Source organism: Cobetia sp. AM6, from assembly GCF_009617955.1.
In the GTDB taxonomy this organism is placed as follows: Bacteria; Pseudomonadota; Gammaproteobacteria; order Pseudomonadales; family Halomonadaceae; genus Cobetia; species Cobetia amphilecti.
Genome location: NZ_AP021868.1, coordinates 509,839 through 532,821, shown reverse-complemented (window position 1 = coordinate 532,821; position 22,983 = coordinate 509,839). Strand labels below are relative to the sequence as shown.

Annotated in this window: 17 protein-coding genes; 4 read left to right on the top strand and 13 right to left on the bottom strand. The window is 62.4% G+C overall.

Going from position 1 to position 22,983, the window contains the following annotated elements; translation table 11 throughout:
* Positions 1-97: 97 nt before the first annotated feature.
* The 5 genes from CLAM6_RS02375 to glyA form a co-directional block, all read right to left on the bottom strand.
* Entirely contained in the window at positions 98-799 is a 702-nt protein-coding gene (locus CLAM6_RS02375) for a sarcosine oxidase subunit gamma (protein WP_225347500.1), read from the bottom strand.
* Positions 792-3,899, bottom strand: coding sequence for a sarcosine oxidase subunit alpha family protein (locus CLAM6_RS02370; RefSeq protein WP_043333137.1), 3,108 nt, complete (start codon positions 3,897-3,899; stop codon positions 792-794). The genes CLAM6_RS02375 and CLAM6_RS02370 overlap by 8 nt, the downstream gene beginning before the upstream one ends.
* Complete coding sequence (locus tag CLAM6_RS02365; protein WP_043333138.1) at positions 3,896-4,222, bottom strand: sarcosine oxidase subunit delta; 327 nt, start codon at positions 4,220-4,222, stop codon at positions 3,896-3,898. The genes CLAM6_RS02370 and CLAM6_RS02365 overlap by 4 nt, the downstream gene beginning before the upstream one ends.
* A gap of 25 nt (positions 4,223-4,247) precedes the next feature.
* A complete protein-coding gene (locus CLAM6_RS02360; RefSeq protein ID WP_043333139.1) occupies positions 4,248-5,498 on the bottom strand; it encodes a sarcosine oxidase subunit beta family protein in 1,251 nt (416 codons plus the stop codon).
* 141 nt (positions 5,499-5,639) lie between these two features.
* Positions 5,640-6,950, bottom strand: coding sequence for a serine hydroxymethyltransferase (gene glyA / locus CLAM6_RS02355; protein ID WP_043333140.1), 1,311 nt, complete (start codon positions 6,948-6,950; stop codon positions 5,640-5,642).
* A 372-nt stretch (positions 6,951-7,322) separates the two neighbouring features.
* On the opposite strand from glyA, the gene CLAM6_RS02350 reads away from it, so the two are divergent.
* The gene (locus tag CLAM6_RS02350; protein WP_043333141.1) at positions 7,323-8,213 is read left to right on the top strand and encodes an AEC family transporter; all 891 of its coding nucleotides are present in this window, start codon (positions 7,323-7,325) and stop codon (positions 8,211-8,213) included.
* Positions 8,214-8,772: 559 nt separating this feature from the next.
* Here the strand turns inward: CLAM6_RS02350 and nhaC are convergent.
* Complete coding sequence (gene nhaC / locus CLAM6_RS02345; protein WP_052384475.1) at positions 8,773-10,305, bottom strand: Na+/H+ antiporter NhaC; 1,533 nt, start codon at positions 10,303-10,305, stop codon at positions 8,773-8,775.
* 215 nt (positions 10,306-10,520) lie between these two features.
* Positions 10,521-11,630 (bottom strand): hybrid-cluster NAD(P)-dependent oxidoreductase, encoded by a 1,110-nt coding sequence (locus CLAM6_RS02340; protein ID WP_043333184.1) that lies wholly within the window; start codon positions 11,628-11,630, stop codon positions 10,521-10,523.
* Between the two features lie 619 nt (positions 11,631-12,249).
* Between CLAM6_RS02340 and CLAM6_RS02335 the strand changes: the two genes are divergently transcribed.
* The gene (locus CLAM6_RS02335) at positions 12,250-13,533 is read left to right on the top strand and encodes an aromatic ring-hydroxylating oxygenase subunit alpha (RefSeq protein ID WP_043333142.1); all 1,284 of its coding nucleotides are present in this window, start codon (positions 12,250-12,252) and stop codon (positions 13,531-13,533) included.
* Positions 13,534-13,680: 147 nt separating this feature from the next.
* Here the strand turns inward: CLAM6_RS02335 and cyoE are convergent, their stop codons facing one another.
* From cyoE to cyoA, 5 genes are read right to left on the bottom strand one after another with little or no spacing between them, the layout of a single operon-like run.
* Positions 13,681-14,535 (bottom strand): heme o synthase, encoded by an 855-nt coding sequence (gene cyoE / locus CLAM6_RS02330; protein WP_043333143.1) that lies wholly within the window; start codon positions 14,533-14,535, stop codon positions 13,681-13,683.
* A 13-nt stretch (positions 14,536-14,548) separates the two neighbouring features.
* Positions 14,549-14,878 (bottom strand): cytochrome o ubiquinol oxidase subunit IV, encoded by a 330-nt coding sequence (cyoD, locus tag CLAM6_RS02325; protein WP_043333144.1) that lies wholly within the window; start codon positions 14,876-14,878, stop codon positions 14,549-14,551.
* Positions 14,875-15,486: a cytochrome o ubiquinol oxidase subunit III gene (cyoC, locus tag CLAM6_RS02320; RefSeq protein WP_378080002.1), complete on the bottom strand. Its 612-nt coding sequence runs from the start codon at positions 15,484-15,486 to the stop codon at positions 14,875-14,877. Before cyoC ends, cyoD begins: the two co-directional genes overlap by 4 nt.
* A 17-nt stretch (positions 15,487-15,503) precedes the next feature.
* Positions 15,504-17,513 (bottom strand): cytochrome o ubiquinol oxidase subunit I, encoded by a 2,010-nt coding sequence (gene cyoB / locus CLAM6_RS02315; protein WP_052384476.1) that lies wholly within the window; start codon positions 17,511-17,513, stop codon positions 15,504-15,506.
* 3 nt (positions 17,514-17,516) lie between these two features.
* The gene (cyoA, locus tag CLAM6_RS02310; RefSeq protein WP_084589337.1) at positions 17,517-18,485 is read right to left on the bottom strand and encodes a ubiquinol oxidase subunit II; all 969 of its coding nucleotides are present in this window, start codon (positions 18,483-18,485) and stop codon (positions 17,517-17,519) included.
* 1,493 nt (positions 18,486-19,978) lie between these two features.
* Between cyoA and CLAM6_RS02305 the strand changes: the two genes are divergently transcribed.
* Positions 19,979-20,608, top strand: coding sequence for a flavin reductase family protein (locus CLAM6_RS02305; protein ID WP_052384477.1), 630 nt, complete (start codon positions 19,979-19,981; stop codon positions 20,606-20,608).
* A 232-nt stretch (positions 20,609-20,840) separates the two neighbouring features.
* On the top strand, positions 20,841-22,421 hold the full coding sequence (locus tag CLAM6_RS02300; protein ID WP_043333147.1) for a BCCT family transporter: 1,581 nt from the start codon (positions 20,841-20,843) through the stop codon (positions 22,419-22,421).
* 127 nt (positions 22,422-22,548) lie between these two features.
* Here the strand turns inward: CLAM6_RS02300 and CLAM6_RS02295 are convergent, their stop codons facing one another.
* Positions 22,549-22,788, bottom strand: coding sequence for a hypothetical protein (locus CLAM6_RS02295; protein ID WP_043333148.1), 240 nt, complete (start codon positions 22,786-22,788; stop codon positions 22,549-22,551).
* Between the last annotated feature and the right edge of the window lie 195 nt (positions 22,789-22,983).

Here is a 22,983-nt window from a genome sequence, read left to right as displayed (position 1 = left end):
CTGGCAGTCGATTCAGGTCATTGCGTGCGCCTGCGACAGACCTCTCTCCAGACGCAGATCTATCTCCAGACGCAGACCTCTCTCTCCAGACGCAGAATCAGCCCTTGATGCAGACCCCGAATTCCTCGCTGGCATCCAGCAGCCAGCGGCCGAGGTAATCGGCGAAGCTTCTGCGCACCACCAGCTCGAATTCGCTCTCGCTGACGCGGCGCAGCACCAGTGTCGCCTTGGCGAACACCGCCGGCACGCCACGTCCGACCGGGAAGGCACGCGGGTGCACATCGGTGGGCGTCGACTTCATCAGCACCTGACGCGCCTGGTCGCCACTCAGCGAGATGACGGTCTGACCACCGCTGACGTTGACCACCTGATAGCGGCCGGCCAACGCCTCATGCAGCGCCTTCTCGACAGTGAAGGCTTCCTCGCCGGGCACCAGGATCAGCCACTCATCCGGTGACAGCCACTGGATCGAGCGACCGCCCTCATTCTGGTGGAGGGTCGCCGGCGTCAACGGCAGCGCCAGACCCAGCGCCGCCTCGACACCCTCGGCGAAGCCCGGCTGCGCGGGGTCACCGCGCAGCGTCAGGTGACCGAGAAACGCCTTTTCCTGCAGCACGATGCCGGCATCGCCGTCATCGCGGGCCGTGAACAGATGCGCCAGCGGCGAACGGGCGCACTGAGCGTGGACCTCGGGCGTCGGGCGCTGGTCGATCACCGACGTCTGAGAACTTGTCATGTCCTGCGGCTGCGCATCGACGGCGGCACCCGCTTGCGGGTCGAGTGTGGTGGCATCAGACATGCTGGCGCTCCCCTTTCTTGTCGTAGAACACCGGTGAGGTGATTTCGGCTTCCAGCGTCGTGCCATCGGCCTGCGGCAGGAACACCGTCTCGCCGATGCGCTTGGCACCGCCCTTGACCACCGCCAGCGCGAAGCCATGTCCCAGCGTCGGGCTGTAGTAGCTGGAGGTCACGTGGCCGACCATCGGCATCGGGATGGCATGCTCGGGGTCGAAGACGATCTGCGAGCCTTCCGGCAGCACGATGCGCTCATCGCCGGCCTTCTTGCGCGTCGGAATCAGGCCGACCATCTGCTTGCGGTCATCGCGACGGGTATCCGGACGCGACAGCGCACGCTTGCCGATCCAGGAATACGGCTTGTTGTAGCCGACGCACCACTGCATGCCGAGATCTTCCGGGGTGATCGAGCCATCGGTGTCCTGACCGACGATGATGAAGCCCTTCTCGGCGCGCAGCACGTGCATGGTCTCGGTGCCGTAGGGCGTGAGGCCGTACTTCTTGCCGCACTCGAACAGGCGCTTCCAGACATGCAGCCCGTAGTTGGCCGGCACGTTGAGCTCGTAGGACAGCTCGCCGGTGAAGGAGATGCGGAAGATGCGCCCGGGAATGTCGGCAATCAGTCCTTCACGCACTTCCATGAACTTGAAGCTGTCGCGATCAAGGTCGATGTCGGTCAGCTCGCCGACCAGCGCACGCGCCTCGGGGCCGGTGACGGTCAGGGTTGCCCAATGATCGGTGACGCTGGTCATCTGCACGTCCAGTTCCGGCCATTCGGTCTGGTGCCACAGTTCCAGCCATTCCAGGATCGAGGCCGCGCCACCGGTGGTGGTGGTCATCAGGAAGTGGTCTTCGGCCAGACAGGTGGTGACACCGTCGTCCATCACCATGCCGTCGTCGTGACACATCAGGCCGTAGCGCGCCTTGCCGACGCCCAGCTTGGCCCAGGCATTGGTGTAGATGCGGTTGAGGAATTCGCGCGCATCGCGACCGGTGATGTCGATCTTGCCCAGGGTCGAGGCGTCCAGAACGCCGACCTTCTCGCGCACCGCCAGACACTCGCGCTCCACCGCGGCATGCATGTCCTCACTGCCCTGCGGGTAGTACCAGGGGCGCTTCCACTGGCCGACATCCTCGAACTTGGCGCCCTGCGCTACGTGCCATTCGTGCATCGCGGTGTAGCGGATCGGGTCGAACAGCTCGCCGCAGTGACGGCCGACGATGGCGCCGAAGGTCACCGGCGTGTAGTTGGGGCGGAACACGGTGGTACCGGTGTCGGGGATGGTCTGCCCCAGACAGCGCGCGGCGACCGCCATGCCGTTGATGTTGCCCAGCTTGCCCTGGTCGGTGCCGAAGCCCATCGCGGTGTAGCGCTTGACGTGCTCGATGGACTCGAAGCCTTCACGGGTGGCGAGCTCGATACCGGCGGCGGTGACGTCGTTCTGCAGATCGACGAACTGCTTGGGCGCGCGAGCGGTGGGCTTGTCGTGCGGCACCTGATAGAGCGGCAGCATCGGCGTTTCTGCAAGTTCGGAGACCGCAGGCACCTCGGCCTGGGCGGTCTCGAACTCACAGGCTTCCACCGCGGCGACACCGCTGGCGTAGGCCGCGACCAGCACATCTTCCAGCGCGAAGCTGCCATTGGCGGCGCCGCAGGCATCGAAGCCCTTGAGCATCGGTGCGCCCAGCGCGGGCAGGAAGCCGTGGATCTCGTCGCTCCATACCGGACGCGCACCGGTGTGCGCCGCCAGGTGAACCACCGGGCTGTAGCCGCCGGAGCTCGCGATGGTGTCGCAGGCGAGCTCTTCCACTGCCCCCGTCACGCTGAAGGCATCGATATCGATGGCCGCGATGCGTGCGCCTGTCACGCGACGCTCGCCCTTGGCCTCGATCACCGCGGCGCCGGCGATGATGCGAATGCCCGCGGCACGCGCCGCCTCGACCATCACGCCGGCAGGGTCCGGACGCGCATCGGCGATCGCGACCACTTCACGACCGGCCGCCGCCCAGGCAAGTGCCGCGCGATAGGCGTGGTCGTTGTTGACCGACAGCACCAGCTTGTCACCGGCGGCGACGCCGTAACGGGTCAGATAGGTGGTGACGGCACCGGCCAGCAGGTTGCCCGGCACATCGTTGTGGCTGTAGACCAGTGGCCGCTCGTGGGCGCCGGTGGCCATGATGACGCGATGGGCACGCACGCGGTGCAGACGTGAACGTGCCTGCTGGGCGCCGCGGGCATTCAAGGGCGCGAGGTCAGCCTGATGCTCGGTACGGCGCTCGTGCAGGGTCACGAAGTTGTGATCGTGGTAGCCGTTGGCGGTGGTGCGCGGCAGCAGCTGCACATCCTCGCAGGCTTCGAGTTCCGCAAGCACCGCGTCACGCCATTCGATGGCAGGCTGGCCATCCAGGGTCTGATCGAGACAGTCCGCCGACATGGAGAGCAGCGAGCCACCCAGCTCTTCCTGCTCATCACACAGGATGACGCGCGCGCCGCTGCGGGCCGCGACCAGCGCCGCCATCAGGCCCGCCGGGCCGGAGCCGATCACCAGCACATCGGTGTGCTGATGCAGGTGATCGTAGATGTCCGGGTCCTCCTCGAGCGGAGAACGCCCGAGACCGGCGGCCTTGCGGATGTACTTCTCGTAGGTCATCCACAACGAGGCCGGCGCCATGAAGGTCTTGTAGTAGAAGCCCGGCGGCATGAACTTGCCGCCCAGCTTGCCGACCTGCGGCAGGAAGCGGCTCATCAGGTCCTTCTGCGCCTTGACCCAGCCGCTGACGGCGTGGGCTTCCAGGCCGTCGTAGAGCGCCTGCTGGGTGGCACGCACGTTGGGCACCTGGCCGGCTTCGGTGCTGCCCAGCTGCAGGATGGCGTTGGGCTCTTCGGCACCGGCGGCGACCAGACCGCGCGGACGCGCATACTTGAAGCTGGCGTTGAGCACGTCGAGGCCGTTGGCCATCAGTGCCGAGGCGAGGGTATCGCCTGCCAGGCCCTGATAGCGCTTGCCATTGAAGGTGAAGGTCAGCGGCGTGGCGCGATCGATGCGTCCACCCGAGGCGAGACGGCGCGGGGCAGCGGCGGTCTGGTTGTCTTGCTGGCTCATGCGCTCACCCCCTTGGCTTGCGTAGTCGGATCGGCTTTCGTCTCACCGGTGATGGTGGGCTGCTCGCCCATGCGATAGGTCTCGAGAATCTCGTAGGTCACGGTGTGGCGGGTGATGTTGAAATACTTGCGACAGCCCACGGCGTGAATCCACAGCTCGTGGTGGACGCCACGCGGGTTGTTGCGGAAGAACAGATAATCCCCCCACTCGGCATCGGAGCAGGCTTCGGGGTCCTTCGGGCGCTCGATATGCGCCTGGCCCTTGACGTGGAATTCCTCTTCCTCGCGCAGCTCGCCGCAGTAGGGACAGAAGATATGCATCATGGTCGGTCGTCTCCTGACGGCAGGTTCAGTGCGCGACGCCAGCGGCGCCGTGTTCGTCGATCAGCTTGCCCGTGTTGAAACGGTCATAGGAGAAGGGTTCTGCCAGCGGATGGGTGCGCCCCTTGGCCAGTGTCCAGGCAAAGACGTTGCCGGACCCCGGCGTGGCCTTGAAGCCACCGGTCCCCCAACCGCAGTTGAAATAGAGCCCCTTCACGGGCGTCTTGGAAATGATCGGACAGGCGTCCGGGCAGGTGTCGACGATGCCGCCCCACTGACGGTTCATGCGTACCCGCGAGAAGATCGGGAACATCTCGACGATGGCCTGCAGGGTGTGCTCGATGGTCGGGTAGCTGCCACGCTGGCCGTAGCCCACGTAGCCGTCGATGCCGGCACCGATGACCAGGTCGCCCTTGTCCGACTGGCTGACATAACCGTGGACGTGGTTGGACATCACCACGGTGTCGAGAATCGGCTTGAGCGGCTCGGAGACCAGCGCCTGCAGCGGGTGGGATTCCAGCGGCAGGCGGAAGCCGGCCTTCTCGGCCATCACCCCGGAGTTGCCGGCGGTGACCACGCCGACACGCTTGGCACCGATGAAGCCGCGTGAGGTTTCCACCCCGACGATGGCGCCATCCTGCTTGCGGAAGCCAGTGACTTCGGTCTGCTGGATCAGGTCGACGCCGAGGCTGTCGGCACCGCGCGCGAAGCCCCAGGCCACGGCGTCGTGACGTGCCACGCCACCGCGCGGCTGCCAGGAGGCGCCGAGAATCGGGTAGCGTGCGCGGCTCGAGCAGTCCATCGCCGGCACCAGTTCCTGCACCTGCTGAGCATCCAGCACTTCGCCATCGATGCCCTGCAGACGGTTGGCATTCACGCGCCGCTGGATGTCACGCATGTCCTGCAGGGTGTGGCCCAGGTTGAGCACGCCACGCTGGGAGAACATCACGTTGTAGTTGAGATCCTGGGACAGGCCTTCCCACAGCTTCATGGAGTGCTCGTAGAGCGCCGCCGCCTCATCCCACAGATAGTTGGAGCGCACCAGGGTGGTGTTGCGCGCGGTATTGCCGCCGCCCAACCAGCCCTTCTCGATCACCGCGACATTGGTGATGCCGTGCTCCTTGGCCAGATAGTAGGCCGTGGCCAGACCATGCCCGCCGCCACCGACGATGACGACGTCGTATTCCTTCTTGGGTTCTGGACTACGCCAGACCTTCTGCCAGTTCTCATGGTGGCTGAGCGCATGCTTGACCAGCCCGAATCCCGAGTAACGCTGCATTTGCCACCCTCCTCACATCTTTGCCACCGCAAGCGCTGTCCGGTGCTCTCGCCCGAGTGATGTCTGTTGTTGTCACCCGAGTGATGTCTCTGCGCTTGCGGCATGTGTCGTTGTTATCGTTGTCTCTCGCCAGCGCCTTGTTCAGGCAAGCGCGGCGGGGTCGGTCACGCTGTTCGATGCATAGACCGGGAAGCGGGCACAGACTTCCTCGACCTTGCCGCGCACCTCGGCTTCCACCTTGGCGCTCTCGCCGGTGGACAGCGCGTCGAGCAGATCACAGATCCAGCCGGCCAGTGCCTCGCATTCCGCCTCGCCGAAGCCGCGCGTGGTGGCGGCCGGAGTGCCGATGCGCAGCCCGGATGTCACGAAGGGACTCTGCGGGTCATTCGGCACGCTGTTCTTGTTGACGGTGATATGGGCGCGGCCCAGTGAGGCATCCGCGTCCTTGCCGGTCACGCCCTGACGGATCAGCGAGACGAGGAACAGGTGGTCATCGGTACCGCCGGAGACCACGTCATAGCCGCGCGCCATGAAGACCTCGGCCATCACGCGGGCATTGGCGATCACGCGGGCCTGATAGCTGACGAAGTCCTGGCTCATCGCTTCCTTGAAGGCCGCGGCCTTGGCGGCGATGACGTGCATCAGCGGGCCGCCCTGCTGGCCGGGGAAGACGGCGCCATTGAGCTTCTTGTGCAGCGCTTCATCACCGGTGGCGGAGAGAATCAGGCCACCGCGCGGGCCGCGCAGCGTCTTGTGCGTGGTGGTGGTGACGACATGGGCGTAGGGCAGCGGGCTCGGGTAGTGACCCGCCGCGACCAGACCGGCCACGTGGGCCATGTCGACCATCAGCCAGGCGCCGATCTCGTCGGCGATATCGCGGAAGCGACGCCAGTTGACCACCCGCGAGTAGGCGGAGAAGCCGGCGATGATCATCTTCGGCTTGTGCTCGCGCGCCAGACGTTCCATTTCCTCGTAGTCCAGCTCGCCGCTCTCGGTCAGGCCGTATTGGATGGCGTTGTAGTGCTTGCCGGAGAAGTTGGGCGCCGCGCCGTGGGTCAGGTGGCCACCATGCGCCAGGCTCATGCCGAGGATGGTGTCGCCCGGCGAGACGAGTGCCATGAACACGGCCGCGTTGGCCTGGGCGCCGGAGTGCGGCTGCACGTTGGCGTAGTCACAGCCGAACAACGCACAGGCGCGCTCGATGGCCAGCGTCTCGACCTTGTCGACGAATTCGCAGCCGCCGTAGTAGCGCTTGCCGGGATAGCCTTCGGCGTACTTGTTGGTCAGCTGACTGCCCTGAGCCTCCATCACCAGCGGGCTTGCATAGTTCTCGGAGGCGATCAGCTCGATATGCGCTTCCTGACGCGCTGTCTCTTCGAGGATGGCCTCGGCCAGTGCAGGGTCGAGTCTGGCCAGTCGGTCATCACGGGTGTAGCCATGTTGCTGAGACATTGCGCGCCTCCGGTAAGCGGATCGTTGTTGTTGGAGTGGATCGATGAAGGGTGATCAGTGTTCGTCTGTTCGCTCAAATCCTGTCGAGTCAGCCGGCGCCAAGGCCATGGGTGGCTGTCTTGACCCGATACTAGCCCTGCCCCCCTGCGGCAAACTGCTTGTCAGCGTCACCCCGCAGCGCGAATGCGACATCGGCAGGCAAAAGCGACATCTCGACGGCCCGCGCAGAGCTGCTGCGAATAGTGGCTGCCCGCCACTGGCGCTACACCGAAGCCCCTGCGGGCAGGTATGCTAGACACCGATATCGTGCGATCAGGCGCCGGATGACGACTGATCCATGCAAGCGCGCGCCTGAGGAAGGGAGTTGAGAATATGCTGATGGAATTGCTGGCGGTGATGGCACCGGTACTGTGTGGCGCCGCCATCGGCTTCTTCTGGGTCAGGCTGGGCAACGACTACCCGATGGCCTTCGTCACCCGGCTGGTGCTCTACATCGGCACGCCGGCGCTGATCCTCAATGCGCTGGGTAGCGCCGAGATCGACAACTCGAGCTTCCTGCGTACGGGCCTGGCGACGCTGTCCGTGATGGCTCTGCTGCTGGCGCTGAGCTGGCCCTTCGCGCGCCTGATCGGCAAGCCCTGGAAGGTCGCGGTGGCGCCGTTGCTGTTCTCCAACGTCGGCAACATGGGCCTGCCGGTCTCGCTCTACGCCTTCGGTCAGGCCGGCTTCGCCTACGCCATCACCATCATGGTCACCATGTCGCTGCTGCAGTTCACCCTCGGCGCCTGGCTTGCCAGCACCAGCGGCAACCCGCTGCGCAGCGTGGTGCGCTCGCCGACCATCTGGGCCAGCATCGTCGCCACCCTCATGCTGCTCTGCGATGTGCACATGCCGCGCTTCGTCGCCAACAGCCTGGAGTTGATCTCCGGCTTCACCGTGCCGCTGATGCTGATCACCCTGGGCGTGTCGCTGGCCAGCATTCGCGTCAGGAATCTGGCGGCGGGCGTGGGCTTCAGTGTCCTGCGCATTCCCTTTGCCGCCCTGTGTGCCTGGGGGATCGGCACCCTGCTGGACCTGCCCCCGCTGGCGCTGCATGTGTTGACCATGCAGATGGCCATGCCGGTGGCGGTCTACAACTACATGTTCGCCCAGAAGGCCGGGCGTGAGCCGGAGTACGTCGCTACGCTGGTATTCTGCTCGACGCTCGCCGCCTTCCTCTATCTGCCCATGCTGCTGGCGGCGATGGGGGCGACACTGGGCTGAGCAGACTGCGGCTGCCCGAGCATTTCCGCAGTGAATGACAGGCACAAAAAAACCACGCGAGCCTGAGCTTGCGTGGTCGTGTGACACCTTCCTGCGGAAACTGCCGTGCCGTGAAGAAGACGGTATTGCACCATCCCGATATTGAGCAGCACGGCGCTTCCTGTTGCGACGATCAGCCTTGTAGTCCTGCTGGCACCCGCTCCCGGCCTGGAGGTGGCGCACTGTTCCCCTGTGTCATCATTGCCCTTTTGACCAAACCCGTGACTGGAGTGGCAGTCGTGGACCTGACGTGAACGCTCTCCGCTCTCGACCCGCAGCTGAAGGTGGCATGCAGCCCAACGGGGCCTTGTGCTTATGGCACCAGGGCAAACCCTGGCATGGCCTGGCGGGACTTCCCGCAGAGCCCCCTGCACTGCATGCGCTCATTCACGTGGCAACATCTGAAGGGTAGCCCCGAAGTCGTCTGCACCTCCAGATGGTTTGTGCCGTCTTCCTGCGCGAGTCGACTTGCTCATGAACCTGAGCATGAAGTCTTAGAGCACTCATGCCGAGCAGACTGTCAGCGCACCTCGGGCGTGGCGGCTGGCAGTCCCGCCAGGCCCTCGGCCTGCTGCTGACGCAGCTGGGCCAGCGTTGTCACGGCATGTCCCCTGGCTTGCCATTCGGCGCGCTCATCATCATCGGCCCGAATGATGAAGCGTCCAAGCAGGGTGTAGAGCAGCCCCAGCAACGGTGACAGCCAGCAGGCGAAGGCCAGCGGAATGTACAGCAGCCCCTCCATGCCCGCGCCACCGGCCATCAGCCCCAGTGAACTGACCACCACCGCACCACCGGCATTCCAGGGAATCAGCGGTGAGATCAGCGTGCCACCCTCTTCCAGTGAGCGCGACAGATTGAGCGTCGAGTATCCCTCACCGCGATAGATCGGCGCGTACATGCGCCCCGGCAGAGCGATGGAGAGGTAGGGGTCGCCCGCGATGACATTGGTCAGCGCCGCCGTGGAACTGGCCGCGACCTGCAGACCGAAGATACCGCGCACCTTGACCAGCACCGCGGCACACAGCGCCTCCAGACAGCCGATGATTTCCAGCAAGCCCCCGAAGGCCAGTGCGATCATCACCAGCAGGATGACCCAGGCCATCGACATGATGCCGCCGCGATTGAGCAGGCTGTCGATCTCGCTCACGCCGGTGCTCAAGGCGTAGCCGCCCTGCATATAGCCGAACAGTGCCTTGACCGCCTCGCCCTGTACGCCGAATGCCACGACCGCCCCGGCCAGCACCCCGACGAACAGCGCCGGGAGTGCCGGCATGCGCGCAACGGCCAGTGTCATCACCAGCAGCGGCGGCATCAGCACCCACAGATTGAAGGTGAAGTGTCCGGAAAGCCCTTCGGTGATGGCGGTGATGCGCTCGAGATCCAGCACCTGACCGGCGGCGAGCAGGTTGCCGGCGATCAGGTAGATCACCAGTGCGATCAGCATGGCGGGAATGGTGGTCGGCATCATGTTGCGGATGTGCGCGAACAGATTCACACCCGTCACCGCCGGCGCCAGATTGGTGGTATCCGACAGCGGCGAGACCTTGTCACCGAAGAAGGCGCCGGACACCACCGCACCGGCGGTCCACCACGGCGGAATGCCGAAGCCGGCCCCGATGCCCATCAGCGCAAGCCCCACCGTGCCCACGGTGCCCCAGCTGGTACCCAGCGCTACCGAGACCACCGCGCACAGCAGCATGGCCGCCGCCAGGAAGTATTCCGGCGAGACCAGCTTGAGTCCGTAGTAGATGATCATCGGCACGCTGCCGGAGGCGATCCAAACCCCGACCGTCATGCCGACCAGAATCAGGATCGCGATGGAAGGCAGGCCGACACGCACGATGCGCATCATGCCCTCTTCCATCGCCGACCAGCCGTGGCCCAGCTTCCAGCCGACCAGCGCCGTCATCGCGACGCCACAGATCAGCGGTACGTGCGGAGTGAATTCACCGAAGACAAACAGTTGCAGGGCCAACACGGCCAGCGTTGCCAGGATAGGCAAGCTGGCCATGGGCAGGGAGGGGCGTTGCGGTGCATCGACATCACGAGTCATGAGACATTGCTCCATTAGCCAGTTTTACTTGTTGTACCCCCACGCTAACCGACCCATGTCCCGACAGATGACTGACAGCGTCACCGGCCTCCCTGTATGCGACATCGTCTACGACTTTCCGCCTATCACTTGCGCGAGATTCATTCACCTCGCCGGGGACTGTCACCAACTTCATCTTGTGGTGAAAAGACGCTCTCCACTAGAACCTCAGATCCTCAGTAATCGATCACCACATCGCCATTGGGCACACTGCAGCAGGACAGGATGAAGCCTTCGGCGACGTCTTCATCGGTGATGCCGCCGTTGTGTTCCATCTCGACCTCGCCCGAGACCTTCTGCACCCGGCAGGTGCCGCAGATGCCCATGCCGCAGGCCTTGGGAATATGCAGGCCGAGCTTGGCGGCGGCGGCGTGGACGGTCTCGCCCGGGGCGATCTGCACCGACTTGCCGGTGGCGGAGAACTCGACCCGCGTGAGATCGGAGCGGTCCAGCTCATCGGCCAGCACCTCGGCCTGTTCGGCCTGCTCGATGGCCTCTTCCTCGACATCGACCGGCGTGGCACCGAAGGATTCCTCGTGATAGCGGCTCATGTCGAAGCCGTGGCTGCGCAGCAGATGCTTGACCGCATTCATGTAGGGCGTGGGGCCACAGCAGAAGATCTCGCGCTCCATGAAGTCCGGCGCGATCATCTCGAGCATCGCATCGGTGAGATAGCCGCGATAGCCGGACCAGGTCTGGCCGGTCTCGAAGCGTTCACAGATGACGTGCATGTTGAACTCCGGCACGCGGGAATCCATGAACTCGAGCTGACGCCAGAAGATGATGTCGCGCGGGCTGCGCGCACTGTGCACGAAGGAGATGTCCACATTGGCATTGGTATCGAAGTACCAGCGCGCCATCGACATCAAGGGCGTGATGCCCACGCCACCGGACAGCATCAGAATGCGTTCCGCCGGGTAGTCGATGCAGTTGAAGTTGCCGACCGGGCCGTGCACCGCCAGCACATCGCCTTCATTGAGGTTGTCGTGCAGCCAGTTGGAGACCAGCCCGCCCGGCACGCGCTTGACGGTGATCGAGAAGCTGTAGGGCACCGACGGTGAGCTGGAGATGGTGTAGGAGCGCATGATCTGCTGGGCATCGATCTCGAGCTCCAGGGTCACGAACTGCCCCGGCTTGAAGAAGAACATCACCGGCTGTTCGGCCATGAAACAGAAGGTGCGAACGTCCCAGGTTTCCTGAATGACCTTCACGCAGCGCACGCTATGTCGACCGTTGGTCCAGGTCTGCGTCGTAACTGGATTGAAGTTGCTGAGAGTGGTGCTCATGAAGGCCTCGCTGGGCATGTTGTTCTTGGAGACATGTTCTTGAAGAGACAGTGTCAGGCCACCCTGCGCTGCGTGCGCGGCCAACGGTGGGACATGCTCAGGATTGTCGAGTCAGCGCCCGGCAAGCATTTATCCGTGCACGACAGAAACATGCCCGATCACTCCAATCCCGCCCCCGCAGCGCCCTGCCGCCGCCTCATCGCTACGCCTGCCTGTGCCTCAAAGCCCCTGCGCAGACGACCGGCGTCGGAAATACATCATTGAGCGTCGCCATCAGACATAAGTCGTGACTTGACCTCAGCCACACTGCGATCCATGCGTGGCAATGCCACTCAGATGTCATGCGGACTGCCTGAACTTCCACGCTGACTATCCTGTCGAGCGAGCGGCACTCTGCCTGCGCCGCCCTCGACACCCGAACCGACCAGGACGGGATGACGCACCGCGCGATGCATTGGCACTCCCTCATGGGGCCCCGATGTAGCCCCGCGGTGCTGCCCGGCAATGGTCTGTTCACTCGTTCCCTCTGTCCCGGCTTCACAACAACAATGATCAGCACACTCACTCAACCCAAGGCGACCCTGCTCCCGGCGCCTACCGACCGTGCGAGGACACCGCGATGAGCGACTTACTGGAACACGCTCAGGATCAGCAGCGTCAGGCGGTACGCGAGGCCGCCGCGCGGCTTCTAGAGGCCCGCAGTCCCGGCTACACCCTGCCCCAGCCCTTCTACAATGATCAGCGCCTGTTCGATCTCGACATGAAGGAGATCTTCGAGCGCGAGTGGCTGTTTGCCGGTCTCAGCAGCGAGATCCCGCTCAAGGGCAACTTCATGACCATGGATGTAGGCAACAGTCCGATCATCATCGTGCGCGGTGACAACGGGGCCATCCATGCCTTCCATAACGTCTGTCGCCATCGCGGGTCCCGCCTGTGCAGCACCGAGCGTGGCAAGGTCGCCAAGCTGGTGTGCGGCTATCACAAGTGGACCTATGAGCTGGATGGCCGCCTGCTGTTCGCCGGTTCCGACATGGGTACCACCTTCGATACCAGTGAATACGGCCTGCACCCCGTCCACGTGCGCTCAGCCGGCGGCATGCTGTTCATCAACCTCGCCGAGCAGCCCGAGAACTGCGAGCCGTTCTTCAAGACGCTGGAGTTCTACCTCAAGCCCTACGACATGGAGAACGTCAAGGTCGCGGCCAGCTCCTCCATCATCGAGGAAGGCAACTGGAAGCTGGTGATCGAGAACAATCGCGAGTGCTATCACTGCGATGGCTCCCACCCGGAGCTGCTCAACACCCTGCAGGAATTCGATGACACCGATGACCCGCGTGCCACCGAGGCCTACAAGGCGCTGGTCGCCAAGAAGCAGGCCGACTGGGATGCCGAGAAGGTGCCCTATCAACTGGTGCGCTTCGGTCGCCGCAATCGCATGACGCGCACGCCGCTGCTGGAAGGCACCGTCTCGATGACCACGGACGGCACCCCGGCGTGCAAGAAGCTGCTGGGTCGCCTGCAAAGCCCCGACATGGGCTCGCTGCGCATCCTCAACCTGCCCAACTCCTGGAACCACTTCATGGGCGATCATGCCGTGGTCTTCCAGGTCGACCCGATCGGCCCCCTCAAGACCCGCGTGACCACCAAATGGCTGGTGCACAAGGACGCGGTGGAAGGTGTCGACTACGACCTGGCGAAGCTGCGCAAGGTGTGGGACGCCACCAATGATCAGGACCGTCAGCTGGTGGAAGAGAACCAGCGCGGCGTCAACTCCAGCGCCTATCAGCCCGGCCCCTACTCGGCGACCTTCGAGTTCGGTGTCGTCGACTTCGTCGACTGGTATGCCGAGCGCATGCAGGAAGCGCTCAAGGGACAGCAGGAGCCGCATCTGCAGCTGGCCTGAGGGCTTGAGTCCTTGAGTCCTCGAAACCTGAGACTCTGAAAGACAGGCAAGAAAAAACCCGCCACCGGCAAGCCGGTGGCGGGTTTTTTTGGCTTTCACTCGGGCAACACGCCGATGGCGGGTCACCCGAGAGGTACTACGGCTGGATTACAGCTGCGTGTCCAGGCTCATCATCAGGCTGAGCGCCATGACGATGATGATGGAGAAGCCGAACAGCTTGCGTGCCCAGGAGGCATCAGGCTGATCCTTGAGGCGCCAGGCGGCCAGATACAGCCACCAGCCACCCGTGACGGTCGCGACTACCAGATACCAGATGCCGGTATATCCCCACAGTGTCAGCAACAGCGACACCGGGATGAAGCCGGCAATGTACCCCGTCACTACACGCTTGGCATGCTCCATGCCTCGCGCTACCGGGAGTACCGGAATATTGGCGGCCCGATAGTCATCGACACGAAACATGGCAATCGCATAGGAATGCGGCATCTGCCACATGCTGAAGATGATCAACAGCAGCAGCGCCCCCATGTCCGCCTGACCGGTGACGGCCAGGTAGCCGACCACTGGCGGCGCAGCGCCGGACAGTGAGCCGATGAGGGTGCCATACACCGAGCCACGCTTGAGCCACATGCTGTAGGCCCCGACATAGATCACGAAGCCCAGCCCCACGGCGATCATCGCCATGAGATTGGTCATCGCGGCCAGAAGCCAGAAGCCTGCAAGGCCCAGCACGCTGCCGAAGACGAAGGCCCCCTTCAGCGAGATGTCGCCCTGCACCAGAGCACGGCCCTGGGTACGTGCCATGTGGCGGTCGATATCGCGATCGATGCAGTTGTTGAACACACAGCCTGAGGCCACGATCAACGCCACCCCGACCAGGGTGGCGATGAACAGCGCCCAATCCACCTCACCACCGGAAGCGAGAAAGAAGCCGCCGCTGACGGTGATCAGGTTGCCGAAGATAATGCCCGGCTTGGTGGTACGCAGGTAGTCCTTGATCATCAGGCTCACGCTATCAGATGGGCATCATGTTCTGATTCAGCTCGATCATGATCCATATGGAACCACCAACGACGATTGCCACGATCACCACGGTGAACAGCATGGCCATGACATTCCAGCTCTGCTCCTTGGAGCCGTCCAGGTGCAGGAAGAAGTACAGCTGCACGAAGACCTGAGCGATGGCGAAACCGTAGATGGCCCAGATCACGCCGACACCCGGATCATCCATCATCATCACCATCCCGAACGGGATGATGGTCAGGATGATGGAGAGAATCAGACCGGTCACGTACTGCTTGACGCTGCCGTGATTGTCGTTGTGGTCGTTGTTGGAATGGCTCATAGCATCACTCCTGTGAGATAGACGACGGTGAAGACGCAGATCCAGATGACGTCCAGGAAGTGCCAGAACAGGCTGAGCATCATCAGACGACCGCGATGCACTTCCGTCAGACCTTTCTTCTTGACCTGGAAGATCAGCAGCGCCATCCAGATCAGACCGACGGTCACGTGCAGACCGTGGGTGCCGACCAGGGTGAAGAAGGCAGACAGGAACGCGGACTTGTCCGGACCCTGGCCGTTCACGATCAGGTGGTAGAACTCATAGATTTCCATCGCGATGAAGCCTGCGCCACAGGCGAAGGTGATCATCAGCCACTTGATCACCGCGGAGCTGTCTCCGCGGTTCATGCCCAGCATCGCCAGGCCGTAGGTGAAGCTCGAGGCCAGCAGCAGCGCGGTCTCGACCAGCACGAAGTTCAGCTCGAAGATCTCGGCGCCCGTCGGGCCACCGGCATACGCCTGGCTCAGTACCACGTAGACCGCGAACAGCATCGCGAACAGGATGCAGTCGCTCAGCAGATAGAGCCAGAAACCGAAGACCTTCAGGCCGTTGGTATCGTGATGCTCGTGATCGTCATGGGCGTCATGCGCCCCATCGTGAGATGTCATTGCATTATTCGCCATGATTACCCCTGAACCACTGTGTCGTTAGGTGTGCGGGCGCTGGGCAGGGCGCGACGCTCGCGACCCTCACGCTCGACACGCTCCACTTCCTCGACGGACACGTAGTAGTCGATGTCGTAGTTGAAGGAGCGCACGATGAAGGTAGCGATCATGCCGACCAGCCCGACCACGGCCATCCACCAGATGTGCCAGATCAGTGCGAAACCGAACACCAGGCTGAAGGCGGAGATGATGACGCCAGCAGCGGCGTTGCGCGGCATGTGGATCGGCGCATAAGGCTTCTTGGCCTCCTGCTCGATGCCACGTTCCTTCATTTCCCAGAACTCGTCGAGCTCGGAAACCTGCGGCTCGTGAGCGAAGTTGTAGAACGGTGCCGGTGAAGTGGTGCTCCACTCCAGGGTACGACCGCCCCAGATATCGCCAGTGGTGTCCTGCAGCTGCTTGCGGTTCTTGATGCTGACCGCGATCTGGATCACGGTGCACGCGATACCGATCAGGATCAGGACAGCACCGATGAAGGCGACGACCAGGTACGGCACCCACAGCGGGTTGTCGACGTGCTGCAGACGACGGGTCATGCCCATGAAGCCGAGGATGTACAGCGGCATGAAGGCGAGGTAGAAGCCAGTGATCCAGAACCAGAAGGAACGCTTGCCCCACTTCTCGCACAGCATGAAGCCGGTCGCTTTCGGGAACCAGTAGGTGATACCGGCCATCGCACCGAAGACCACGCCGCCGATGATGACGTTGTGGAAGTGGGCGATCAGGAACAGCGAGTTGTGCAGTACGTAGTTGGCGCCCGGAACGGCCAGCAGAACGCCGGTCATGCCACCGATGGTGAAGGTGACGATGAAGCCCAGGGTCCACAGTACCGGAGAGGTCATTTCGACGCGACCGCGGTACATGGTGAACAGCCAGTTGAAGATCTTCACACCTGTCGGGATCGAGATGATCATCGTCGCGATACCGAAGAAGGCGTTCACGTCAGCGCCGGCACCCATGGTGAAGTAGTGGTGCAGCCAGACGATGAACGACAGGACGGTGATGACGAGAGTCGCCCACACCAGCGAGGTGTAACCGAACAGCTTCTTCTTGGAGAAGGTGGCGATGACTTCGGAGAACACACCGAAGACCGGCAGCACCAGGATGTACACCTCAGGATGGCCCCAGGCCCAGATGAGGTTGACGTACATCATCATGTTTCCACCAAGGTCATTGGTGAAGAAGTGGAAGTCGAGGTAGCGATCGAGCGTCAGCATCGCGATGGTAGCGGTCAGAATCGGGAAGGCCGCGACGATCAGGACGTTGGCGCACAGTGCGGTCCAGGTGAAGACCGGCATCTTCATCAGGGACATGCCCGGCGCACGCATCTTGAGGATGGTGGCGATGAAGTTGACACCTGTCAGCAGGGTACCGACACCGGAGATCTGCAATGACCAGATCCAGTAATCCACCCCGACCCCGGGGCTGTAATTGGCCCCCGACAACGGCGGATAGGCCAGCCAGCCAGTCTTGGCGAACTCACCCAGACCCAGAGAGATGTTGACCAGCAGCGCGCCGACCACGAACAGCCAGAAGCTGAGCGAGTTCAGGAACGGGAAGGCCACGTCACGTGCGCCGATCTGCAGCGGCACGACAACGTTGATCAGACCGATGACCAGCGGCATCGCCACGAAGAAGATCATGATCACGCCGTGGGCAGTGAAGATCTGGTCGTAGTGATCCGGGGGCAGATAGCCCTGACCACCACTGGACGCCAGCATCTGCTGGGAACGCATCATGATCGCATCGGAGAAACCACGGATCAGCATCACCAACGCGACGATGATGTACATCATGCCGATCTTCTTGTGATCGACAGAGGTGAACCACTCATTCCACAGGTAGGCCCACTTTTTCTTTACCGTGATGAAGCCGACAAGGGCTGCACCACCGAGGATTACCGCCGCAAGCACGATCATGATGATCGGCTCGTGATACGGAATCGCCTCTAATGTGAGTTTTCCAAGCATTGCTTATTCCTCGGTTGCCATCGCAGATTCAGCGTGACCAGAAGCGTCATGATCGGACATGCCGTCTTCGGCGCTGTCGTGATGCATTCCACCCTTCTTCATGTGGCGCATCTGATCATCGCTCATGCCCAGCTCCATGCCGTCCATGTAGGGCGCCATGATCTGCTCATACAGGTTCGGCTTGACCTGACCATAGAAGGTCGGGGCGACGTCCTCGCTCGGCTCCTTGAGAGCGGCAAGACCAGCGTCATCCAGCACCTTGCTGCTGCCGCGTGCCTTCTCGATCCAGGCGTCGAAGTCGCCTTCGCTCATGACATGCGCCTTGAAGTGCATGTCGGCGAAGCCGGCGCCGCTATAGCTGGCAGAGATACCGTCGTAGGTACCCACTTCACTGCCGATCAGGTGCAGACGGTTTTCCATCCCCGCCATTGCATAGATCTGGCTACCGAGCTGCGGGACGAAGAACGAGTTCATCACCGTGTCGGATGTGATGTGGAAGCGAACCTGACGATCCACCGGCATGGCCAGTTCATTGACCGTCGCGATGCCCTGCTCCGGATAGATGAACAACCACTTCCAGTCCATGGACACGACCTGCACCTCGATCGGCTCACCGCCGTCGACGATCTCGGCACGCGGGTCCAGCTCGTGCGTGCTCTTCCAGGTCAGGATGCCCAGAGCGAGGATGATCAGGCACGGAATGCCCCAGACCACGATCTCGATCTTGGTGGAATGCGCCCAGTTGGGCGTGTAGGTCGCCTTGCTCTGCTTGGTATCGCGATAGCGCCAGGCGAACCACAGCGTCATGAAGATGACCGGGATAACAACCACGAGCATCAGGTAGGTAGCAGTCAGGATCAGCGACTTTTCGGATTCACCGATAGGCCCCTTGGGATCGAAGAGTACGGCGTCACAGCCGGACAGCATCAATAATCCCGCGAGGATAGGGAGTCCCCGCAGAGCCCCCCGCATTAGGCTTTTTCTCATCTCACGACCTCGTTGGAACACGCCATGGCGTCATGACGAGCCCACATGTGGAACACAGCGTTCGAAGAAATGACCAACAGGAAGCCGTCGATCTTTCGAACGAAATCAGAAGATTTCCCGCAGGCGGGCACAGGATAGAGAAAAGACAGGGGGGCTGACTACGGGGCAGGATGACGCACCAGGGGCCACATGCGGATGACTTCGGCCATCCGGTGCGCGCCAATCATGCCTTGAGCGGCATGAGTTCTCTCACGCTCGAGGGAGGTTAAAGCAGCGGGATCGGAGGGGGAAGCCGACACTCACGGCAATGATGTCGCGACAGTGCATGCCTTGCAGGGCCAGACAGCTCGTCATTCACCGGCCTTCTCCGCGATGCCAGCCCCCCTGCCCTGCTTGATGATGCCCGTGAGAATCACGACCTTGTCGCGTCACAATTCAGTGCATCCCCACAGATGTCCTCGCCATCGGCGCACCAGGTGGCGTCGAAGCAACCACTACCGCCACACGATACTGCGCAACAAAACCCCAATAAACAGCCACCAATTGAAATTAAATGCCAAAAATTGTACCGATAAGCCTTTCAAAAGTTGCTGAAGTACTCCCCCAACCCGGGCGAGAGAGGCATTTTCCCGACATGATACTTGTATGAGGCCGGCGTTCATTGACGAGAAAACATGCATCATTATCGATCATTACCTGACAGGTAAATGCACCATGATGCGTCTCACATGATGCTGGCATTCCCGATCAACAGGGGACACTTTTTCGCAACCTTGGCATGCCATTCTCATGATCAATGCCGAACCAAATGGCCTGATGAGTGTCATTTTCCGTCATTCATTTACGCGGACTCACCACCTTTCTGCCAGATGACGCCCAGCCTTCCATCATAAAAAATACACAAATAAACACACCTCAGAAACTCTCTGGTTACCAATTTTGCACAAAAATCCGGTTTCCCGCCCCCATTGTGTGACTTGAGTCAGACAAGGAATGAACTCGACCGCGGCGTCAGGAACAACATCCTCGAAAAAGGTCAAGACCTGCGACAATTGACCACACCAAAAATAGGGACAATGATCTGGGAGAATTTCCCGGGGCCTTTTCCACGCCCAGCGGCCACACAGGTCTCTCTTCACCAGCACCATCGGCCTGAGGTCAGGCGCGATTCGCGTTCCCCATCAGCGATGATTCGCGGCCGCCACTCGCCGCGACGGCCAGATTCTCGAGCTCTCGGTCTAGCGGTCTCTTGGCTTGCCGGGTCTCTTGGCTTGCCGGGTCTCTTGGCTTATCGGGCTCTGGGCCTGGCGGGCTCACACTCTCTCCAATGTCAGGGCCGTGCGACATGCTGCCTGAGCGGGTCGAGAGCCATGCCCTGAAACGCCCGCTTTGCGATGACAGCTCTGCGATGACAGCTCTACAGCTACAGCTCTGCAATGACAGCTCTACAACAACAGCCCTGCAACGAGAGCCCTACCATGACTGCCTCCTCGACCACGCATTCCCTCATCGCCGCCGACCAGCTTCCCGCAGGCATCCTCTATCGCCTGTTCTCGGGCAGCATCGCGCCCCGGCCGATCGCCTGGGTCTCGACCATCGATGCGGCAGGCAACACCAACCTCGCGCCCTTCTCGTTCTTCACCATCGCCAGCATCAATCCGCCGGTGCTCGCCTTCAGCCCGCTGCGCAATGGCGAAGGCAAGACCAAGGACACCCTCAACAACCTCGGGCAGGTCGCGGAATGCGTCATTCACATCGGTGGCGAGGCGATGAGCGAGGCGCTCAATCTCACCAGCGCCAGTCTCGCCGCCGACGAGGATGAGTTCACCCACGCGGGCCTGAACAAGGTGGCCATGCCGCCGCTTGCGGTCCCGCGCGTGGAGGGCGCCCCGATCGCCTTCGGCTGTCGACTGCGCGACATCATCTCGTTCGGTGATCAGCCGCTGGCCGGTTCACTGGTGCTGGCCGAGGTGGTGGTGATGCATGCCGACGCAGCGGTCTGGGATGGGCGGCATGTCGACAATGAGGTGCTGCGTGCCATCGGGCGCATGGCCGGCAGTGACTATGCACGCACGGATAGCCTGTTCAGTTTACAGCGCCCCGAATGACTTTCCGGCACGGATAGGAAATCCATAAACCTTAATACAATCAATGCCTTTCAGCGCACGACAAGGATGGCTCAAGGTTTGACGCCACCACCTGCAACTGGCAGAAAGGCGCATGTTGCACAAGGCTTCAGACCAAGGTCTGAACGCTTCCACCAGGCGGGACAAGGTCCCTCATTCTGACTCGAGATGCCCACAGGAGCGGCTATCGAAAGAAAACATACGAGGTAACTCCATGTCATCGAATCCGTATGTGACGGATTACCAGATCGGTCAGGACAATGTTCAGCGACTCGGGCTGGATGTCCACAAGCCGGTCTTCACCATCAGTGCGCTGCTGATCGTAGGCTTCATCCTGTTCACGCTGCTGATGCCCGAGTCGGCCGAGTCGGCACTGGGCGGCGCCAAGGCATGGTCCATCACCCATGGTGATTGGCTGTTCATGCTCTCCAGCAACTTCTTCATCCTGTTCTGCCTACTGCTGGTCCTGCACCCGGTCAGCCGCCTGCGTCTGGGCGGACGCGACGCCAAGCCGGAATTCAGCCGGATGGCCTGGTTCGCGATGCTGTTCGCGGCCGGCATGGGCACCGGCCTGATGTTCTGGGGGGTCGCCGAGCCAGTGGCGTACTACACCGACTGGTCCGGCACGCCACTGAACGCACCACCGCGTACGCCGGAAGGCGCAACGGCGGCACTCTCGGCCACCGTCTTCCACTATGGGCTTCACCCGTGGGCCATGTATGCCGTGATCGGCCTGTCGCTGGCCTTCTTCGCCTACAACAAGGGCCTGCCGCTGACGCTGCGCTCGGTGTTCTACCCCTTGCTGGGTGAACGTGTATGGGGCTGGAGCGGCCATATCATCGATATCGTCGCGGTGCTCGCCACCCTGTTCGGCCTTGCCACCTCTCTGGGGCTGGGCGCGGCACAGGCGGCCTCGGGGCTGGACCATCTGTTCGGCATCGGCGATGGGCTGGTCAGTCAGATCGGCGTGATCGTGGCGGTCACGCTCGCGGCCATCTACTCGGTGAGTCGCGGCCTGGATGGCGGCGTCAAACGCCTCTCCAATCTCAACATGATGCTGGCCGCGCTGCTGGTGGTGTTCCTGTTCATCGTCGGCCCGACCATGGACATCATCACCGGACTCGGCACCACCAGCGTCGGCTATCTGGAATATCTGCTGCCGCTCTCCAACTGGATCGATCGCCCCGACGAAGGCTGGTTCCATAGCTGGACCATCTTCTACTGGGCCTGGTGGATTTCCTGGTCGCCGTTCGTCGGCATGTTCATCGCGCGTATCTCGCGCGGACGCAGCGTGCGCGAATTCGTCACCGCCGTGCTGGTGGTACCGACCCTGGTCACCATCGTGTGGATGACCGTCTTCGGCGGCACCGCACTGGAAGAGGCACGAGCCGCCGGCAGCGAGCTGGCCCAGGGCATCGACACTCCCTCGATGGCCATGTTCCAGATGTTCGACAGCCTGCCGCTGTCCTCCATCACCTCCTGCGTCGCCATCGTGCTGGTGCTGGTGTTCTTTGTGACCTCCTCCGACTCCGGCTCGCTGGTGATCGATTCCATCACCGCCGGTGGCAAGCAGGATGCTCCGACGCGCCAGCGCATCTTCTGGGCAGCGGCCGGCGGCCTGATCGCCTGTGCCCTGCTGTATGGCGGCGGCAGCACCGCACTGAGTGCGCTGCAGGCGGGCGCCATCTCCACGGGACTGCCCTTCACGGTGGTGCTGCTGGTGATGTGCTTCTCGCTGTTCCGCGGTCTGCGCTGGGAGAAGCGCGAATACGATCGCGCCAACGCAGCGACCTGAGCCACTGCGCGCAGTGAAAAGAGGCGAGTGAGCACCCACGCAAAAGGGCCTGTCAGTCGACAGGCCCTTTTGTTCATCTGGCAATCAGTGTCAGCGCGCGGCGCGCAATCTTTCAGGAGTGCCGCGCCTAGCGCAGTCCCGGCAGCAGATACTTGTCCAGCGCCTGGCGCACCGACGGCAGCAGGATATCGGAGTGCATCACCAGCTCGCGCACCAGTTCCTGCAGGCCCGGCACGCCCACCTCGGCATGCTTTCTGAGTGCCATGCGCGCGCAGGTATCCGCGCAGGCATGCTCGGAAATCTGCACGCCCAGCGCCACCAGCCGCTCACGAAAGTCTTCGTGATCAATCAGCTCCACGATCATCATCGTCATTCTCCTTGCTCGCTGACGGCGGGCATTGTCATTGGTATTGACCCACTCTGTTCTGAGCATAGCCTTTCTGAGGATAGCCGAAATGCACGACGGGCTGTCTCCGACATTCTGGTCAGACCGGGGCGCCCTCTGCGTGCCTGCCCACGCCACTGGCGTAGGCATTTGCGTCAGGCGCGTCTGGCTCGGTTG

Excerpts from the sequence above, each read along its gene's own strand:
- CLAM6_RS02360 (WP_043333139.1), bottom strand. The coding sequence starts at position 5,498 with ATGCAGCGTTACTCGGGATTCGGGCTGGTCAAGCATGCGCTCAGCCAC.
- nhaC (WP_052384475.1), bottom strand. The coding sequence starts at position 10,305 with ATGACTCGTGATGTCGATGCACCGCAACGCCCCTCCCTGCCCATGGCC.
- CLAM6_RS02295 (WP_043333148.1), bottom strand. The coding sequence starts at position 22,788 with ATGATGATCGTGGAGCTGATTGATCACGAAGACTTTCGTGAGCGGCTG.
- cyoC (WP_378080002.1), bottom strand. The coding sequence starts at position 15,486 with ATGACATCTCACGATGGGGCGCATGACGCCCATGACGATCACGAGCAT.
- glyA (WP_043333140.1), bottom strand. The coding sequence starts at position 6,950 with ATGTCTCAGCAACATGGCTACACCCGTGATGACCGACTGGCCAGACTC.
- CLAM6_RS02305 (WP_052384477.1), top strand. The coding sequence starts at position 19,979 with ATGACTGCCTCCTCGACCACGCATTCCCTCATCGCCGCCGACCAGCTT.
- cyoD (WP_043333144.1), bottom strand. The coding sequence starts at position 14,878 with ATGAGCCATTCCAACAACGACCACAACGACAATCACGGCAGCGTCAAG.
- cyoB (WP_052384476.1), bottom strand. The coding sequence starts at position 17,513 with ATGCTTGGAAAACTCACATTAGAGGCGATTCCGTATCACGAGCCGATC.
- CLAM6_RS02350 (WP_043333141.1), top strand. The coding sequence starts at position 7,323 with ATGCTGATGGAATTGCTGGCGGTGATGGCACCGGTACTGTGTGGCGCC.
- CLAM6_RS02370 (WP_043333137.1), bottom strand. The coding sequence starts at position 3,899 with ATGAGCCAGCAAGACAACCAGACCGCCGCTGCCCCGCGCCGTCTCGCC.
- cyoE (WP_043333143.1), bottom strand. The coding sequence starts at position 14,535 with ATGATCAAGGACTACCTGCGTACCACCAAGCCGGGCATTATCTTCGGC.
- CLAM6_RS02340 (WP_043333184.1), bottom strand. The coding sequence starts at position 11,630 with ATGAGCACCACTCTCAGCAACTTCAATCCAGTTACGACGCAGACCTGG.
- CLAM6_RS02300 (WP_043333147.1), top strand. The coding sequence starts at position 20,841 with ATGTCATCGAATCCGTATGTGACGGATTACCAGATCGGTCAGGACAAT.
- CLAM6_RS02335 (WP_043333142.1), top strand. The coding sequence starts at position 12,250 with ATGAGCGACTTACTGGAACACGCTCAGGATCAGCAGCGTCAGGCGGTA.
- CLAM6_RS02365 (WP_043333138.1), bottom strand. The coding sequence starts at position 4,222 with ATGATGCATATCTTCTGTCCCTACTGCGGCGAGCTGCGCGAGGAAGAG.
- cyoA (WP_084589337.1), bottom strand. The coding sequence starts at position 18,485 with ATGCGGGGGGCTCTGCGGGGACTCCCTATCCTCGCGGGATTATTGATG.
- CLAM6_RS02375 (WP_225347500.1), bottom strand. The coding sequence starts at position 799 with ATGTCTGATGCCACCACACTCGACCCGCAAGCGGGTGCCGCCGTCGAT.